The 16,457-nt window shown below is 68.1% G+C and carries 16 protein-coding genes; 5 read left to right on the top strand and 11 right to left on the bottom strand.

Going from position 1 to position 16,457, the window contains the following annotated elements; all coding sequences use genetic code 11:
- Positions 1-61 precede the first annotated feature (61 nt).
- Both ABB55_RS23200 and ABB55_RS23195 read right to left on the bottom strand, forming a co-directional pair.
- Complete coding sequence (locus tag ABB55_RS23200) at positions 62-2,086, bottom strand: ATP-dependent nuclease (RefSeq protein WP_054360940.1); 2,025 nt, start codon at positions 2,084-2,086, stop codon at positions 62-64.
- Between the two features lie 289 nt (positions 2,087-2,375).
- On the bottom strand, positions 2,376-3,041 hold the full coding sequence (locus tag ABB55_RS23195) for a phosphoribosyltransferase (protein ID WP_054360939.1): 666 nt from the start codon (positions 3,039-3,041) through the stop codon (positions 2,376-2,378).
- A 452-nt stretch (positions 3,042-3,493) separates the two neighbouring features.
- On the opposite strand from ABB55_RS23195, the gene urtA reads away from it, so the two are divergent.
- The 5 genes from urtA to urtE all read left to right on the top strand — a co-directional run bounded on the left by urtA (position 3,494) and on the right by urtE (position 9,304).
- Entirely contained in the window at positions 3,494-4,780 is a 1,287-nt protein-coding gene (urtA, locus tag ABB55_RS23190) for an urea ABC transporter substrate-binding protein (RefSeq protein WP_054360938.1), read from the top strand.
- A 302-nt stretch (positions 4,781-5,082) separates the two neighbouring features.
- Complete coding sequence (gene urtB, locus ABB55_RS23185; RefSeq protein WP_200912061.1) at positions 5,083-6,720, top strand: urea ABC transporter permease subunit UrtB; 1,638 nt, start codon at positions 5,083-5,085, stop codon at positions 6,718-6,720.
- Positions 6,717-7,847: an urea ABC transporter permease subunit UrtC gene (gene urtC, locus ABB55_RS23180; RefSeq protein WP_054360937.1), complete on the top strand. Its 1,131-nt coding sequence runs from the start codon at positions 6,717-6,719 to the stop codon at positions 7,845-7,847. The genes urtB and urtC overlap by 4 nt, the downstream gene beginning before the upstream one ends.
- 5 nt (positions 7,848-7,852) lie before the next feature.
- Positions 7,853-8,602 (top strand): urea ABC transporter ATP-binding protein UrtD, encoded by a 750-nt coding sequence (gene urtD / locus ABB55_RS23175; protein ID WP_054360936.1) that lies wholly within the window; start codon positions 7,853-7,855, stop codon positions 8,600-8,602.
- A 6-nt stretch (positions 8,603-8,608) separates the two neighbouring features.
- Positions 8,609-9,304, top strand: a complete 696-nt coding sequence (urtE, locus tag ABB55_RS23170; protein WP_054360935.1) for an urea ABC transporter ATP-binding subunit UrtE — start codon at positions 8,609-8,611, stop codon at positions 9,302-9,304.
- Positions 9,305-9,430: 126 nt separating this feature from the next.
- On the opposite strand, the gene ABB55_RS23165 is transcribed toward urtE, so the two are convergent.
- From ABB55_RS23165 to biuH, 9 genes are all read right to left on the bottom strand, one after another.
- Entirely contained in the window at positions 9,431-10,012 is a 582-nt protein-coding gene (locus tag ABB55_RS23165) for a hypothetical protein (RefSeq protein ID WP_054360934.1), read from the bottom strand.
- A gap of 19 nt (positions 10,013-10,031) precedes the next feature.
- Positions 10,032-10,328 carry a YciI family protein gene (locus tag ABB55_RS30510; protein ID WP_054360933.1) on the bottom strand — a complete coding sequence of 99 codons (297 nt, stop codon included), beginning with the start codon at positions 10,326-10,328 and terminating at the stop codon, positions 10,032-10,034.
- A gap of 301 nt (positions 10,329-10,629) precedes the next feature.
- Complete coding sequence (locus ABB55_RS23155) at positions 10,630-11,403, bottom strand: 5-formyltetrahydrofolate cyclo-ligase (protein ID WP_054360932.1); 774 nt, start codon at positions 11,401-11,403, stop codon at positions 10,630-10,632.
- A 2-nt stretch (positions 11,404-11,405) separates the two neighbouring features.
- On the bottom strand, positions 11,406-11,789 hold the full coding sequence (gene hpxZ, locus ABB55_RS23150) for an oxalurate catabolism protein HpxZ (protein WP_054360931.1): 384 nt from the start codon (positions 11,787-11,789) through the stop codon (positions 11,406-11,408).
- Positions 11,789-13,201: an AtzE family amidohydrolase gene (locus tag ABB55_RS23145; RefSeq protein WP_054360930.1), complete on the bottom strand. Its 1,413-nt coding sequence runs from the start codon at positions 13,199-13,201 to the stop codon at positions 11,789-11,791. Before ABB55_RS23145 ends, hpxZ begins: the two co-directional genes overlap by 1 nt.
- Positions 13,198-13,401 (bottom strand): AtzG-like protein, encoded by a 204-nt coding sequence (locus tag ABB55_RS23140; RefSeq protein WP_054360929.1) that lies wholly within the window; start codon positions 13,399-13,401, stop codon positions 13,198-13,200. Before ABB55_RS23140 ends, ABB55_RS23145 begins: the two co-directional genes overlap by 4 nt.
- Positions 13,402-13,450: 49 nt before the next feature.
- Complete coding sequence (locus ABB55_RS23135; protein ID WP_054360928.1) at positions 13,451-14,113, bottom strand: cysteine hydrolase family protein; 663 nt, start codon at positions 14,111-14,113, stop codon at positions 13,451-13,453.
- 44 nt (positions 14,114-14,157) lie between these two features.
- Entirely contained in the window at positions 14,158-15,684 is a 1,527-nt protein-coding gene (locus ABB55_RS23130; protein ID WP_054360927.1) for an ABC transporter ATP-binding protein, read from the bottom strand.
- Between the two features lie 43 nt (positions 15,685-15,727).
- Complete coding sequence (gene biuH / locus ABB55_RS23125; RefSeq protein WP_054360926.1) at positions 15,728-16,450, bottom strand: biuret amidohydrolase; 723 nt, start codon at positions 16,448-16,450, stop codon at positions 15,728-15,730.
- Positions 16,451-16,457: the final 7 nt, after the last annotated feature.

The raw sequence follows: 16,457 nt of genomic DNA, 5'->3' as shown, positions 1-16,457 counted from the left end.
GGCATGAGAAAGTCGCGTTTCGAAGCCCGACGATCATTCCACGACCGTCGGGGTGACCCGTTCAGAGCACGAGATTGAACAGGTCGATGCCGAGCCGGGCATTGATGGCGCGAAACAGTATCTGCGCCCGTTCCAGCACCTCCGGCGGGATCTCCTCCGGCCAGCGGGTCTGCCAGACATAGGCGACGCGCCGGGCGACATCGGCCCGCCAGCCGTCGGGAAGCAGGATCTGCTGACGGGTCGCCGACGCGACGATCTGGTCGACCAGCGCGCCCTGGCGCCGGTCGGCATCCTCGAGCACGAAGTCCTGGCCGAGCAGTTCGGCGACCATCGGCACGATCACACCTTCGCCGAAGACATCCTCGATGTCGACATGCGTCGCCCCGATCGCCTCGGAGACGGTCAGCACGCCGCTGCCGGCATGCTGGAGCAGCGCCGACGGGTTGAGCGGGGTGCGCCGCCGGGCGCCCTCGCCATCGTCGAGCAGCACCAGCGTCTGCGTCTCGGCCGTGGCGAACAGGGCCGCGATCGGCGCCATCAGGCGGGTGCCGCCGCAGGCCGTGACCTGGACATCCTCGGGGATCGCGTCGAACCCCGCCGCGCGGCACAGCACGGCGAGAATCTGCAGGTAGATGTGATGGCCGATGTCTTCGACCAGCACATTCTTGGGCGACCGGAACAGCGCCTGCATGACGTTGTAGCCGGCGGCGGCCTGCAGCGCGAAGGTCGTTTCCCGATCCGCCGGCCAGCCGTCGGACACGACCCGCGAATGCCCGGTCTCGTCCTCGAAGACCGGCGACACGCGATGCAGGTTCTTCGGATCGATCAGGAACGGGGAATGGGTCGAATACAGGAGCGTGTTGTTCTCCGAAAGCCGGTCGAAGAACGAGATCAGCTTCTGCTGCGCGGTCGGATGCAGGTTGAGACCGGGCTCATCGAGCAGCAGGACGGCGTTCTTGTGGCCCTCGTCGGATTCGAACAGGAACACCAGATAGAAGGAGAAGAACCACTGGAATCCCTTCGAGCGGGATTCCAGCTCGATCTCGACGCCCGGGCGCTTGTCGTCGGACACCCAGATGCGGAAATAGTCGCCGTCGGCGTCGTAGCGGATGCGGTAGCGCCGCTGGCCGAACCAGTCGGCGAAGCCGTCGGTGATGCTGAGCGAGGCCGAGTTCAGCTTCAGGGAGCGCAGTTCCTTGCGCTCCTGGTCGCGTCGGATCATCTCGTCGGTGACCCGGTCGCCGCGGTTGCGCGCCAGCGCCGCCTCGCCGCCGCCGAGCTCGGAGATCTCCTGCGGATTGAGGCCGACATGCTTGAACAGCGCATGGATGGTGCGCGTGCGCGGCTCGTTCGGGTGCTTGGCGAAGTCCTCCAGGAAGCGCGGCAGATAGATGGCGCTTTCCAGGATGCCGTAATTCTCGAAATAGATGAACACCGGCAGCTCGGCGATGATGGCGGCTTCCAGCTGGCTCTGCACCGGCCGGCTCGAGGCCTTGCCGAGAATGTCGTCGATGGCGTTGATCAGCTGGGAGACGATGTCGCCCGCCAGCGGGTTCATCTTCAGGTTGGCTTCGGCGCGCAGCTGGTTCAGAATCGCGATGCCCGGCTCCGACTTCAGATCCCGGATCGGAACCAGAATGTCCTTCTTGGCGACCGCCCAGGCCGACAATTCGGTGCGCAGCTGCTGGGTCTGCATCTCGCGGTCGAAGGACGGCGTCACCAGCCGGCGCGCGGCCTTGGCGAAGGTATCGAGCGCCATGGCCAGTTCGGTCGTCGGAATCGGCTGGTCCGAGATCGAGGCCTGGTAGCTGCACTTCATGGCGCCGTCGTAGTAGCGCGTGCAGATGACCAGCGTCGGCGGCGAGACGTTCAGGCGCTGCGACAGCTCGACCCGGAAGGTCGGCGACAGCTCGAACTCCACCGCGCAGACCGCCCAGTCGCCCGGCTTGCGAAAATCGCGCATGAAGCGCTCGCGCGGGAACTCGCGCTGCGGCCGGTACGGATCCTCGATGCCCGGATTGAACTTGTGCAGGGCTTTCAGAAGCGTGGTCTTGCCCGACTCGTTGCGGCCGACGAAGGCAGCCACCCGATCGACCGGAATCCAGCCGCTATCGTCAATATTCCTGAAGTTGGTAACGCGAAACCGTTTGAAAACAAGCCTGCCCATCGAGCGAACGTCCTTCGTGTCGGTCGGACCGACCTTAGCCCGCGCGGGCGGAAGTCACCGTCCTGGTCTTCGCGGCGCCCTCCGGCGCGGCGATCGGCAGGACAGTCGGCGACAGGAGCCCAAACCGGGCCCGACGACAGAGGCACCGCCGTCTCCGCCGCAGCAACTTGGCCTGCCGCGGCATCTCTACGGAACGCCGCCCTTTTCGTCAAACCCGGGAGGGTCCCGATATGTCAGCTGTATCGAGGATGGCGATCATTTTCTCGTCTTCGACCGGCTCGAACTCGGCATAGCCCTGGCCGACGGCGGAAAAGTCCGCCGGCTCGGCGAGAATCGCCAGGCGGTCGACCAGGGGTCTTAGCGCCGCGGCGGCGTCCGGCGCCGCGATCGGCGCGGCCAGTACGACGCGCGTCGCGCCGGACCGCGCCAGTGCCGTCAGAGCCGCCCGCACGGTGGCACCGGTCGCGATGCCGTCGTCGACGAGAATGACCGTCCGGCCGGCCACATCGACGGCCGCCCGGCCGCTCATATAGCGCGCGTGGCGCGCCTTGAGCTCGTCGACCTTGACCGCGCGCAAGGCCGCGAAGGTCGCCTCGTCGACGCTGAGCGCCGCGATCAGCGGCTCGTTGCGGACCGTGACCACGGAACCCGACCCCGCGGCCTCGGCCACCGCGCCGATGGCGAGCTCCGGGTTGCCGGGCGCCCCGATCTTGCGCACGAGGACGAGGCCGAGCGGCGCCTTCAGGGCCCGGGCGACGGGCGCCGCCACCGGCACGCCGCCCCTCGGAAGGGCCAGGACCACGGGCCGCCCCGCCGCCTCGTCGGCCAGGGCCACCGCCAAACGCTCTCCGGCCTCGCTCCGGTTCTGGAACATCGCCCGCCCTCCCCTGTCGCGCCGCCGCGCGATCGCACCGCCTCGCGGTCGCTCCGTCGCCACGTCGATCATGACGCATTTCCCGGCCGGGCAGCATCCGGCCAACCCCGCAGGGCGCCGGCCGGCGACGGACGCACGGCGGGCCCTTGCCAACCGGCTGCCCATCCATGAGGCAGACGACGCACAGCCGACCCATCGCTGCACGATAACTATGCAATTCGTCGAAATTGTCCATTTATTAAGCAACCCAGACGGCCCGGGCGGTACCGAATGCCGGAGAGAGCGGCCGGTTCGGCGGGAAACACTGCCGGAATCGGCCCGCGCGGCATTTGGCATCCCTCTTGCGAATGAATGGCGCCCGGCGGTCCTGAACCGGCCGGCACTCTTCGCCCACGCGGTCCCCGGGATCGTCGTGGATAGCCAATAAGCGGAGTTTTGGGGGAACTTAACCCATGCAGTTCATGTCCTACGCGACGCGCCTCGCGGTCGTCGGCTCCATCGCCTTCGGCGCGACCTCTGCGGCGCTCTCCGCCCAGGAAACCATCAAGGTCGGCATCCTCCACTCGCTCTCGGGCACCATGGCGATTTCCGAGACGACGCTGAAGGATACGATGCTCTTCCTCATCGACGAGCAGAACAAGAAGGGCGGCGTTCTCGGCAAGAAGCTCGAGGCCGTCGTCGTCGACCCGGCGTCCAACTGGCCGCTCTTCGCCGAGAAGGCTCGCGAACTGATCACCAAGGACAAGGTCTCGGCCGTGTTCGGCTGCTGGACCTCCGTCAGCCGCAAGTCCGTGCTGCCGGTGTTCAAGGAGCTCAACTCGATCCTCTTCTACCCCGTCCAGTACGAGGGCGAGGAATCCGAGCGCAACGTGTTCTACACCGGCGCTGCCCCGAACCAGCAGGCCATCCCGGCCGTCGACTATCTGATGTCGAAGGACGGCGGCGAAGTGAAGCGCTGGGTGCTGGCCGGCACCGACTACGTCTATCCGCGCACGACCAACAAGATCCTTGAGGCCTATCTCAAGTCGAAGGGCGTGGCCGAAGCGGACATCATGATCAACTACACGCCGTTCGGTCATTCCGACTGGCAGACGATCGTCTCCGACATCAAGAAGTTCGGCTCGGCCGGCAAGAAGACCGCCGTCGTGTCGACCATCAACGGTGACGCCAACGTGCCGTTCTACAAGGAACTCGGCAACCAGGGCATCAAGGCGACCGACATCCCGGTCGTGGCCTTCTCGGTCGGCGAGGAAGAGCTGGCCGGTATCGACACCAAGCCGCTGCTCGGCCATCTCGCCGCCTGGAACTACTTCCAGTCGGTCAAGAATCCGGCCAACGAGGCGTTCATCGCCAAGTGGAAGGAATTCACCAAGAACCCGAAGCGCGTGACCAACGACCCGATGGAAGCCCATGTCATCGGCTTCGCCATGTGGGTCAAGGCGGTCGAGAAGGCCGGCACGGCTGATCCGGACAAGGTCATCGACGCCCTGCCGGGCATCGAAGCCCCGAACCTGACCGGCGGCGTCTCCAAGATGCTCCCGAACCATCACATCACCAAGCCGGTCCTGATCGGCGAGATCAAGGCCGACGGCCAGTTCGACGTGGTGTGGCAGACCAAGGGCCTCGTCCCCGGCGACGCCTGGACCGACTTCCTGCCCGGCTCCAAGGACCTCGAAGCCGACTGGGTCACCCTCAAGTGCGGCAACTACAACACCGTCACCAAGAAGTGCGGCGCCTGATCGCTGCCACCTCCCGCGTGACCTGACCATCCGCGGGGAGGCTCGAAAGGCCTCCCCGCTCCGTCTCCGGCGCCAGCCCTTTGCCCGGTCCCCCGGGTCGAACGGTCCGCCGCCAGGCCGATCTGCCCTGCACGGCCGGGTCCGACCTGCGACACTTCGATAGTTCGGCTCCGATCGGCTGCCCCGAACCGCCGATCCCGCCCCGGCCGCGCCGCGATGCGGCCCCTGCGACGCATCCTTCGTCCACCGGCACCCGGGCCGATCGCCCCGGACCGCTCCAGACTGGATCGAGACGTCACCCGATGCTTCATTCCGCCCGCCGCCTTGCCGCCAGGGCCTTCGCCCCGCTCCTCCTCTCCTTCGGACTGGTCCTTGCCGCGCTCGCCTGGCTGCCGTCGGCCGCCGTGGCGCAGGCACCGATCGACGCCGCGCTCGAAAAGCTGACCACGGACAGCTACTCGGACACGATCGACGCGATCCAGGCCATCGCGGTGTCCGGCCATCCGCGCGCCGCGGTCATCATCCAGGCCCTGCAGGGCGGCCAGCTGGCCTTTTCGGCGGCCGAGAAGAAGGTCTATGTGCGGGTCGGCAACGGCCTGCAGGAGGCCGGCTCCGGCGCCGCGACGGCGGCCGTCCCGGCCGACCTCGCCGACGTGCGCGCCAACAACCGGGTGCGCGGCATCGTCTCCGCCGCGATGGGCACGCTGACGCTGCTCAATCCCGATCCCGCCCGGCGCCTCGAAGCGGCCGCCTCGGTCCTGAAATCGCGCGATGTCGCCTCGCTGCCCGCGCTCGAACAGGCGCTGGGGCGCGAGACCGACCCGGCCGTCAAGGCGGCCTTTGCGGCCGCGCGCGCCGCCATCGTGCTCAACAAGGCCGACGCCTCCGACAACGAGCGCGTCGCCGCCATCGACCTGATCCGCAAGCGCGGCGGCCAGGACGCCCTCGGCCTCCTGCGCGGCCTGCCGGCCGACACCCCGAAGCGCGTCAAGGATGCGGCGGAGGCCGGCGCCAAGGTGGTCGAGACCCAGCTCGCGCTGTGGTCGGGCGCCCAGAACGTCTGGTACGGGCTGTCGCTCGGCTCGGTCCTGCTGCTCGCCGCGATCGGCCTCGCCATCACCTTCGGCGTCATGGGCATCATCAACATGGCCCATGGCGAAATGGTCATGATCGGCGCCTACACGACCTTCGTGGTCCAGGAGGTGATCCGCGCCCACGCGCCCGGCCTGTTCGACTGGTCGCTGACCATCGCCATCCCGCTCGCCTTCCTGACCTCGGGCCTGGTCGGCGTGATCCTCGAACGCACCGTGATCCGCTGGCTCTACGGCCGCCCGCTCGAGACCCTGCTCGCCACCTGGGGCATCTCGCTGATCCTGATGCAGGCGGTGCGGACCCAGTTCGGCGCCAACAACCGCGAGGTCGGCGCGCCCTCCTTCATGTCCGGTTCCTTCGACATCGGCCACATGTCGATCACCTGGGGCCGGCTCTGGATCATCGTCTTCGCGCTCGCCGTGTTCGCCGCCCTGATCCTGGTCCTGAAGCGCACGCCGCTCGGCCTGCAGATGCGCGCGGTCACGCAGAACCGCTCGATGGCCAGCGCCATGGGCATCCGCACGCCCTTCGTCGACGCGCTGACCTTCGGCCTCGGCTGCGGCATCGCCGGCATTGCCGGCGTCGCGCTCAGCCAGATCGACAACGTCTCGCCCAATCTCGGCCAGAGCTACATCATCGACAGCTTCATGGTCGTGGTCTTCGGCGGGGTCGGCAATCTCTGGGGCACGCTGGTCGGCGCCATGACGCTCGGCGTGATCAACAAGTTCCTCGAACCCTATGCCGGCGCGGTGCTCGGCAAAATCCTGGTTCTCGTCTTCATCATCCTGTTCATCCAGAAGCGTCCGCGGGGCCTGTTCGCCCTCAAGGGTCGGTCGGTGGAAGCATGATCACCTCGTTCCTCCTCAAAGGCTTCGACCGCCGCGTCACCTTCGCGGTCCTGATCCTCGCGGTCATCGCCGTGGCGGTGCCCTGCTTCAACCTCTACCTGCCGCAGAACCATCCGCTGCATGTGCCGACCTATCTGGTGCAGCTCTGGGGCAAGTATGCCGCCTATGCGATGCTCGCCGTCGCCCTCGACCTGGTCTGGGGCTATTGCGGCATCCTCTCGCTCGGCCACGGCGCCTTCTTCGCGCTCGGCGGCTACGCGATGGGCATGTATCTGATGCGTCAGATCGGCACCCGCGGGGTCTATGCCCACCCGATCCTGCCGGACTTCATGGTCTTCCTGAACTGGAAGGAGCTGCCGGTCACCTGGTACGGCTTCGACTGGTTCGGCTATGCCGCCTTCATGGTGATGTTCGTGCCGGGCCTGCTGGCCTTCGTGTTCGGCTGGTTCGCCTTCCGCTCGCGCGTCACCGGCGTCTATCTGTCGATCATCACCCAGGCGATGACCTATGCGCTGCTGCTGGCCTTCTTCCGCAACGACATGGGCTTCGGCGGCAACAACGGACTGACCGACTTCAAGGACATCCTCGGCTACAACATCCAGGCCGACACGACCCGCGCCGGCCTGTTCTTCCTGACCGTGCTGGCCGTGATCGTCTCGCTGATCCTCGCCTCGGCGATCGTCAATTCCAAGCTCGGCAAGGTGCTGCTGGCGATCCGCGACGCGGAAAGCCGGACGCGGTTCATCGGCTACCGGGTCGAGAACTTCAAGGTCTTCGTCTTCACCGTCTCGGCCTGCATGGCCGGGATCGCCGGCGCCCTCTACGTGCCTCAGGTCGGCATCATCAACCCGTCCGAATTCTCGCCCGCCAACTCGATCGAGGCGGTCATCTGGGTGGCGGTCGGCGGGCGCGGCACGCTGGTCGGCGCCGTCGTCGGCGCGGTCGCGGTCAACTGGGGCAAGACCTGGTTCACCGGCGCCTTCCCGGCCTACTGGCTGTTCGCGCTCGGCGCGCTCTTCGTCCTCGTCACGCTGTTCCTGCCCAAGGGCATCATCGGCACCCTGTCGAGCCTGATGGCGCGCCGCCCGGCGCCCGCCGGGACCCTCAATCCCAAGCCGGCCGAGTGATCGCCATGGACCTCGCCAAGAATTCCCTCCTCTATCTCGACGGCGTCGCGGTCTCCTTCGACGGCTACAAGGCGTTGCGCGGTCTCTCCATGGTGATCGAACCGGGCGAGATGCGCGCGATCATCGGCCCGAACGGCGCCGGCAAGACCACCATGATGGACGTGATCACCGGCAAGACCCGCCCCGACGAGGGCGAGGTCCTGTTCGCCGGCTCGACCGACCTGACCCAGATGGACGAGGCGGCGATCGCCTCGCTCGGCATCGGCCGCAAGTTCCAGAAGCCGACCGTGTTCGAGAGCCAGACGGTGCGCGACAATCTCGTGCTCGCCCTGCAGGGCGACCGCGGCACCTTCGCGACCCTGTTCCACCGCCTGACCGGGCGCGAGGCGACGCGGCTCGACGAGCTCCTGGAGACCATCAAGCTGCAGGATCGCCAGAACGAACTGGCCAAGAATCTCAGCCACGGCCAGAAGCAGTGGCTGGAGATCGGCATGCTGCTCGCCCAGGAGCCGAAACTCCTCCTGGTCGACGAGCCGGTCGCCGGCATGACCGATGCCGAGACGATGGAAACCGCCCATCTTTTGCGCAAGATCAACGAGACCAAGTCGGTCGTGGTGGTCGAGCACGACATGCATTTCGTGCGCGAGCTCGGCGTCAAGGTGACGGTGCTGCACGAAGGCGCGGTGTTGTCCGAAGGGTCGATCGACCATGTCGCCAACGACCCGCGCGTCATCGAAGTCTATCTGGGGCGCTGAGAACCGATGCTGACCGTCTCCAACATCGACCTCTTCTACGGTGCCGCCCAGGCGTTGCGCTCGGTCTCGGTCTCGGCGAAAGCGGGCGAGATCTCCTGCGTGCTCGGCCGCAACGGCGTCGGCAAGACCTCGCTCTTGCGCGCCATCACCGGCCACCAGCCGATCACGAAGGGCTCGATCGTCTGGGAGGGCCAGGATCTCGGCCGCATGCCGCCCTACGAGCGCGCCCGCCGCGGCATCGCCTTCGTGCCGCAGGGCCGCGAGATCTTCCCGCTCCTGACCGTGCGCGAGAATCTCGAAACCGGCTATGCCTGCCTGCCGCGCGCGGAGCGCTACGTGCCCGACGAGATCTACGATCTCTTCCCGGTGCTCAAGGACATGCTCTGGCGGCGCGGCGGCGACCTCTCCGGCGGCCAGCAGCAGCAGCTCGCCATCGGCCGCGCCCTGGTCACCCGGCCGCGCCTGCTGGTCCTCGACGAGCCGACCGAGGGCATCCAGCCGTCGATCATCAAGGATATCGGCCGGGCGCTCGAATATCTGCGCTCCAAGGGCACCATGGCGATCCTGCTGGTCGAGCAGTATTTCGACTTCGCCAAGGAACTGGCCGACAGCTACGCCGTGCTCGACCGCGGCGAGGTGGTCATCGCCGGCTCCAAGGCCGAGGTCGACCCCGAACAGGTCCGCGCCAAGATCGCAGTGTGAGGCGGGAGGCCGTTGCGGCCGCGGAACCCGGTTCGGGATGAACCCAATCCCGACTCCGGATCGGCTGTGCGCAACGGCCGCAACCTCCCGACCGGCATGCCGGCCGCTGCGTCAGGCGCCGGTCGGTCAGACCCAGATTTCGGCGGTGGGGAACAGCAAGACCCCATCGCGCAAGTCTTCGGACGCCGCCAGGGATCGCGCCACACCCGAAAAGGTGGCAGGGCGGGCCGCCGGGTCTTCGTCGATCGAAAAATCGAAGCCGTTATCGAGTTCGATCCTCATCGACAGCTTGGCGACGACGATCGAGGTGATCGTGCGTCCGATCACGGCACGGCGGAATTCGATGCCCTCCCAATCGACGCGCTGGTCGATCCAGGGAGCCGGACGCCCGGACTCGACGTAAAAGACGTCTTCCACGAGCCGGCCGCAGCACGAGATCCACTCTCCCGCACCCCAAAGTGTCACCACGAGCCAGTCGTCGCCGAGGCGCAAGCCGAAGAACCCCGGTCCCCCCATGCCGTAGGTTCCGACACTCGTTTCCAGTTGCTCGATTTTCCGCCCGACGACGCGGGCGGGATCGAGTCTGCCAGGCGCGAAGTCGATGAGGTCGTGGGTTGGCCCAAACAAGCCCGAGGTCGCAACTGGAGGCTTCGACCGGTCGGGAATTTGGAACCTAGTATACAGCGGATTCCAGGCGCCCTCGACCATCCCTCGCCCCCTAAAGCCCCTACAACACCACCGGCCGTTCCGCGAAGGCCTTGCCCCAGGCGAACAGGCGGTAGCGGCGGTATTGGTAGCGGTAGTAGGGGTCGGCCTCGATCAGATCGATGACCTCGGCCTTGGACGGCGCTTCGATGATCCAGAGGGCGCCGACATAGTGGCCGTTGGGCTGGGGGCGGAGGCCGCCGGCGATCAGGATGCGGTCGCGATTTTTGTCCAGATAGGCGAGATGCGCTTCGCTGTTCTCGGCGCGCACCTGCGCCATCTCTTCGGAATCTTCGAAAAATACCATCCAGCGTGCCATGTCGTCCCCCTCCCGCGCGGCGCCGCGCCCCTGAGACGCCGAACCGTTCCGCTCGGGCAAACGAAAGTTGCGCCCGGTCGCCATGGCGGCCGGGCGTCTTCCGGGGCGCATCTTCGGGAAATGACGTATGGCTGTCCAACGAAAGCTATCGATCGGATTCATCACCATTTTTGACGAATGCCGACCGGCCGCGGCCTGCGCCGGTCCGGATCTCGCCGGATTCGCCACGTTCGCGGTGCCGGAACCGAACGCCGCCCGGCACCGACGCCTGCGGCGGGAGCCCGCATCGATCGGATCGGCCTCAGCCGCGCGCCTCGATCTCGGCCCGCAATTCGGCCAGGAACGGGATGTCGGCGAATTGGTCGGGGCGGACGCGATCCCAGTCGACGCCGCGCGGCTGCGGATGCGCGGTGCGGGTCTCGATCAGTTCGTCCGGCGTGGCGATCCAGTCGAGCGCCGAATCATGCGCCTCGATCACCAGCCGTTCGCGGTCGACCACCTGCAGGCCGTGCACCGTGGTGACGATCGGGGTCGACGGCCGCACCAGGCCCAGCTCGCGGAAGATGCCGAGTTCGAGATCGGCGAAGCCACCGCCCTTGCCGGTGCGGCCGCCGGCGCGCGTGACCGCGACCGAGCCGACCACGATCAGGTCCATCGGCCGCATCTCCTGGAAGCGGACCGGCTCGCCGACCTCCACGAAGACCTCCGAGCGGGCCGCATCCGCGAAGGCGATGCCGCGGCGGGCAAGCGCGTCCGGATCGAGCAGCACGAAGGGGAATGGCTTGACCAGTTCCGGCACCGGCGCATAGAGCCGCTTGCCGGCCTCCAGCGCCTTGCGCCGGACCGGGATCTGCGGCGGGTCCGGATTGCATTTGACGATCGCCGCGTCGCGCCAGGCCTTCAGCGTGGCCAGCCGCTCGGCCGCCGCCTCGGCGCCGACATAGTCGGGAATGCGGCTGCGCACCGGGCCGACGCCGGCGCCGCTCGTCTCAAGATCCGACCAGACCGCGTGGCGCAGCCCGTCCTTGGTTTCGTTGCGCCCCTGCCAGCGGGCACCCTCCCCGGTCGCCGCCATGCTCAGGCCTCCGCGATCACGCTGACATGGGCGGCGACGACCTTCCAGCCGTCCTCGGTGCGCGCCCAGGTCTGCATCTGGCGGCCGATCTTGCCCGGCATGCTGTCGCGCCGGAACAGCGTCGAGGCGACCGCGAAGTCGCGGCCATAGGTGGTGATCACCGTGCGCTCGATGGTGCGGGCGAGCCCGGCCGGGGAGCGCGCCGATCGGAAGGCGGCGATTTCGGCGAAGCCGTAGAGATTCTCGCCGATGCCGTAGCGGATCGTCTCCGGCGCGTCGCGGAACAGGCGGCCGAGCGTCTCGACATCGTTTGCGCCGAGCGCCGTCTCGTAGATCGCGAAGGCGGCCTCGACCTCGGCCTTGACCTCCGGAATGTCGACTTCCATCACGCCGGCACCTCCGCCACGAAACTCCTGCACGTGCCCGCCGCCTCCAGCGCCGCGGAGACGCGCAGCACCAGATCCTCCCGCCACGGCGCCGCGATCACCTGCACGCCGATCGGCAGCACCGCGCCCTCCAGCCAGACCGGCACGGTCGCGACCGGCAGGCCGATGAACGAGATCGCCTGGGTGTAGACGCCCATGTTCGGCCTGAGCGGCACCTCGACGCCGTCGAGCACCAGCGTCGTCTCCTCCGAGCGCGGCGCGAAGCAGGGCGTCGCCGGCGCCAGCAGGATGTCGAAGCGCTCGAACAGCTCGCGGGCGCGGTCGCGATACCAGCTGCGCAGCTTCTGCGCGCCGATCAGCCAGGGCGCCGGGATCATGGTGCCGGCGATGAAGCGGTCGCGGGTCGCCGGATCGTAGTCCTGCGGCCGGCTGCGGATGCGGTCGAAATGCAGCGAGGAGCCGGTCGCCGCCGTGATCACGAAGCCAGCGGCGCGCGCGGCGGTGGCCTGAGGCAGGATCGCCTCCTCGGTCGCGCCGAGCGCGGCCGCCACCGTCTCGACGCCGCGATAGGCCTCCGGATGGCCGAAGCGCTTGAAATGATCGCCGAGCACGCCGATGCGCAGGCCGTCGAGGCCCTTGCCGAGTTCCGGCACGGTCGGCTCGACCGGGCGGTCGGCGAGATGGCCGTCGGCCGGCTCGGGTCCCTGCATCAGGTCGTAGGCGAGCGCCAGATCGGCGGTCGCGCGCGCCATCGGGCCGAGATGGTCGAATTCGGCCACGAACGGATAGGTGCCGTGCCGCGTCAGGCGGCCGAAGGTCGGCTTCAGGCCGAACAGACCGCACAGCGAGGACGGCACGCGGATCGAGCCGTTGGTGTCCGAGCCGAGCGCCAGCGGCGCCATGCCGGCGGCGACCGCGGTGCCCGAACCGCCCGAGGAGCCGCCGGCCATGCGGGCGGGGTCGTGCGGGTTCAGCGCATTGCCGTCATGGACGTTCTGGCCCGTGAAATCATAGGCATATTCGCCCATGTTGAGGCCGCCGAGCAGGATCGCCCCGGCCGCCTCGAGCCGCGCGCCGAGCGCGGAATCGGCCTCGGCCGGCGCCCGTTCGCGGTTGATCTTGGAGCCGGCGCGGGTCGGCAGGCCCTCGATGTCGAACAGATTCTTGACCGCATAGGGCACGCCGGCGAGCGGCGGCAGCGTCTCGCCACGGGCGCGCGCCGCATCGATTCTCCCCGCCTTGGCGAGCGCGCGCGCGGCGGTCACGTCCGTGAAGGCGTTGAGACGCGGGTTGAGCGCGGCGATGCGCTCCAGGCACAGCCGCACGATGTCGTCGGCACTGACCTGGCCGGTGCGGACGGCGGCGGCGATCTCGGTCGCGGTGCCGAGGGAGGGATCGAGCGGCAGGCTCATGGGCGGAACACCGGCGCCGGCTCGGAATCCTCGGGGATGTCGACCGACAGCGCGAGCTCCGCCGCCTTGGCGATGGCCGCCATGTTGGCGACGACCGAGGGACGCCAGGCCTCCTCGATGGTCAGCCCGAGCATCTTTTCCATATGGGCGACATGCGCCGCGGCATCGAAGGCGGCAGGATCAGAGGCGGGAGACTTCATGCGCTGCGTCTCATGGCGCCCTCCAGGGGCGGTGCGGGAGGATCGGAGATCAGCCGACGGCGGCCTTGAGGGTGGCGAGGTCGGTCGACCAGCCGACGATGCCGCCCTGGGCGGTCATCATGCGGATCGCCGCGGCCTTGAATTCGGGAAAGTAGCTTTCGGTCGCGTCCTCGACCAGCAGGCATTCGTAGCCGCGGTCGTTGGCCTCGCGCATGGTGGTCTGCACGCAGACCTCGGTGGTCACGCCGGCGAAGACCAGATGGGTGATGCCCTTCAGGCGCAGGATGTCGCCGAGCGCGGTCGCGTAGAAGGCGCCCTTGCCGGGTTTGTCGATGACGATCTCGCCGGGCTGCGGCGCCAGGTCCGGGACGATGTCGTTGCCCGGCTCGCCGCGCACCAGGATGCGGCCCATCGGGCCCTCGTCGCCGATCCGGAGGCTCGGCGCGCCGCGGTCGCGCTTGGCCGGTGGGCAGTCGGCGAGGTCGGCGGAATGGGACTCGCGGGTGTGGACGATGGTCCAGCCCTTGGCGCGGAACAGGCCGATCAGGTCGCGCACGGTCGGCACGATCGCCTGCAGCAGCGAGACATCGTTGCCGAGCGTCTCGCCGAAGCCGCCCGGCTCGACGAAATCGCGCTGCATGTCGATCACCACCAGCGCGACGCGGGCCGGATCGAGGTCGTAGGCGAAGGGCTTGGCGGGGACGGTGACCATGGCTGTCCGATTCCGATGCGGGTGGGGCCGGGGCGGGCCGGCGCTCAGTGATGGCCCGCCATGGCGTGGCCGATGGTCTGCCGGTCGGTCTCCCCGATCGGCGCGACGTAGCTGATGCGGCCTTCCGACATGACGGCGACGCGATCGGCCAGTTCCAGGATCTCGTCGAGATCCTCGGACACCAGCAGCACGGCCGCACCGCGGTTGCGCTGGTCCATGATCTGCGAGCGGATCTCGGCGACCGAGGCGAAGTCGAGCCCGAAGCACGGATTGGCGACGATCAGCACGTCGACATCGCCGGACAGTTCTCGGGCGAGCACCGCGCGCTGCACGTTGCCGCCGGAGAGGTTCTCGATCGGCGTCTCGGGCGACGGCGTCTTGACCCGGTAGCGGGCGATCAGTTCGCGCGCGATCGCCTTCATCGGCCCGGGCTTCAGCCACCAGCCGCTGCGCGAGATCGGCGGCTGGTCGAAGGAGCGCAGCGCCATGTTCTCGGCGACCGACATGCGCGGCACGGCCGAATTGCGCAGCGGCTCCTCCTGCAGCGAGAAGACCTTCAGCTTGGCCATCGCGCCGCGGCTCGGCTCGAACGGGTGGCCGTGGATCAGGATGCGGCCGTCGTCGAGATCGCGCTGTCCGGACAGGACCTCGACCAGCTCGGACTGGCCGTTGCCCGAGACCCCGGCGATGCCGACGATCTCGCCGGCCTTGACCTTGAGGTCGATCGCCTCGATCGCCGGCAGGCCGTCGTCGTCGGAGGCGTAGAGCGCAGTCAGGTCGAGCACGGTCGCCGACTTCTCGACCGAGGTGCGGGCGGCGCGCTCGCGGATCTTGGTGTCGCCGATCATCATGCGCGCCATGTCGTCGCGCGTCAGGTCCTTGACGAGCCCCGAGCCGACCTGGCGGCCGCGGCGCAGCACCGTGACCTCGTCCGCATAGGCGGTCACTTCGCGGAACTTGTGGCTGATCATCAGGATGGTGATCTCGCCGGCCTCGACCATGCCGCGCAAGAGGCCGAGCATCTCGTCGGCCTCGCCGGGCGTCAGCACGCTGGTCGGCTCGTCGAGGATCAGGAAGCGGCGGTCGAGATAGAGCTGCTTGAGGATTTCGAGCTTCTGCTTCTCGCCGGCCGAGAGCGAGGAGACCGGCGTGCGCAGCGGCACCTTGAACGGCATCCGGTTGAGGAAGGCCTCCAGCGCGCCGATCTCGCTCTTCCAGTCGATCACCGACGGGCAGTCGGGGCGCGAGACGATCAGGTTCTCGGCGGCGGTCAGCGACGGCACCAGGGTGAAGTGCTGGTAGACCATGCCGAGCTTGTAGGCCATCGCGTCGCGCGGATTGCGCACCACGACCTCCTGCCCGTCGACCAGGAGCTTGCCCCGGGTCGGCTGGTAGAAGCCCATCATGCATTTGACCAGGGTCGACTTGCCGGCCCCGTTCTCGCCGAGCAGGGCATGCAGCGTGCCCGGCCGGACCTTGATCGAGGCATCCTCGAGCGCGGTCAGCGAGCCGAAGATCTTGGTCATGCCGACCGTTTCGACGCCGACGGCGGGCCTGTCCTTGTCGCTCATGGGCGGAGCCTCCGGGTATGGGCGTGAGCGGACGGAGTGAGCCTCACCGGATCGCCTCCAGGAAGCTCCGGCTGTCGGAAACCGCTCCGAACACGCCGCCCTGCATCTTGATCATGTCGATCGCGGCCAGGTGGTTGTCGTATTTGGTCGCCGCGCAGCAGTCGGTCAGCAGCAGGCATTCGAAGCCGCGGTCGTTGGCCTCGCGCATGGTCGTGTGGACGCAGACATCGGTGGTGATGCCGGTCAGCACGATGTTGCGCAGGCCCTTCAGGCGCAGGATCATTTCCAGATCGGTGGCGCAGAAGGAGCCCTTGCCGGGCTTGTCGATGATCACCTCGCCGGGCAGCGGCGCCAGTTCCGGGATGATCTCCCAGCCCGGCTCGCCGCGCACCAGGATGCGGCCGGCCGGGCCCTGGTCGCCGATGCCGGCGCCGATGCGCTGCGAGCGCCAGCGCTTGTTGGCCGGCAGGTCGGAGAGATCCGGGCGGTGCCCCTCGCGGGTGTGGATGATCGTGTAGCCCTTCGCGCGCATCGCCTCGAGCACAGCGGCGATCGGCCCGATCGGCGCCCGCGTCAGCGCGATGTCGTAGCCCATGCTGTCGACATAGCCGCCGACGCCGCAGAAATCGGTCTGCATGTCGATGACGATCAGGGCGGTGTTGTCGGGCCGCAGATCGCCGTCATAGGGCCAGGGATAGGGCTCGGAGGCGACGGTCCGGCCGCCGGGCACAGTTGCGGCGGCGACGCGTTCGTCGATGAGGGTCATGGGCACG

Origin of the sequence: Prosthecodimorpha hirschii, from assembly GCF_001305515.1 — a bacterium.
GTDB lineage: Bacteria > Pseudomonadota > Alphaproteobacteria > Rhizobiales > Ancalomicrobiaceae > Prosthecodimorpha > Prosthecodimorpha hirschii.
This window is presented reverse-complemented; position numbering and strand designations above follow the sequence as displayed.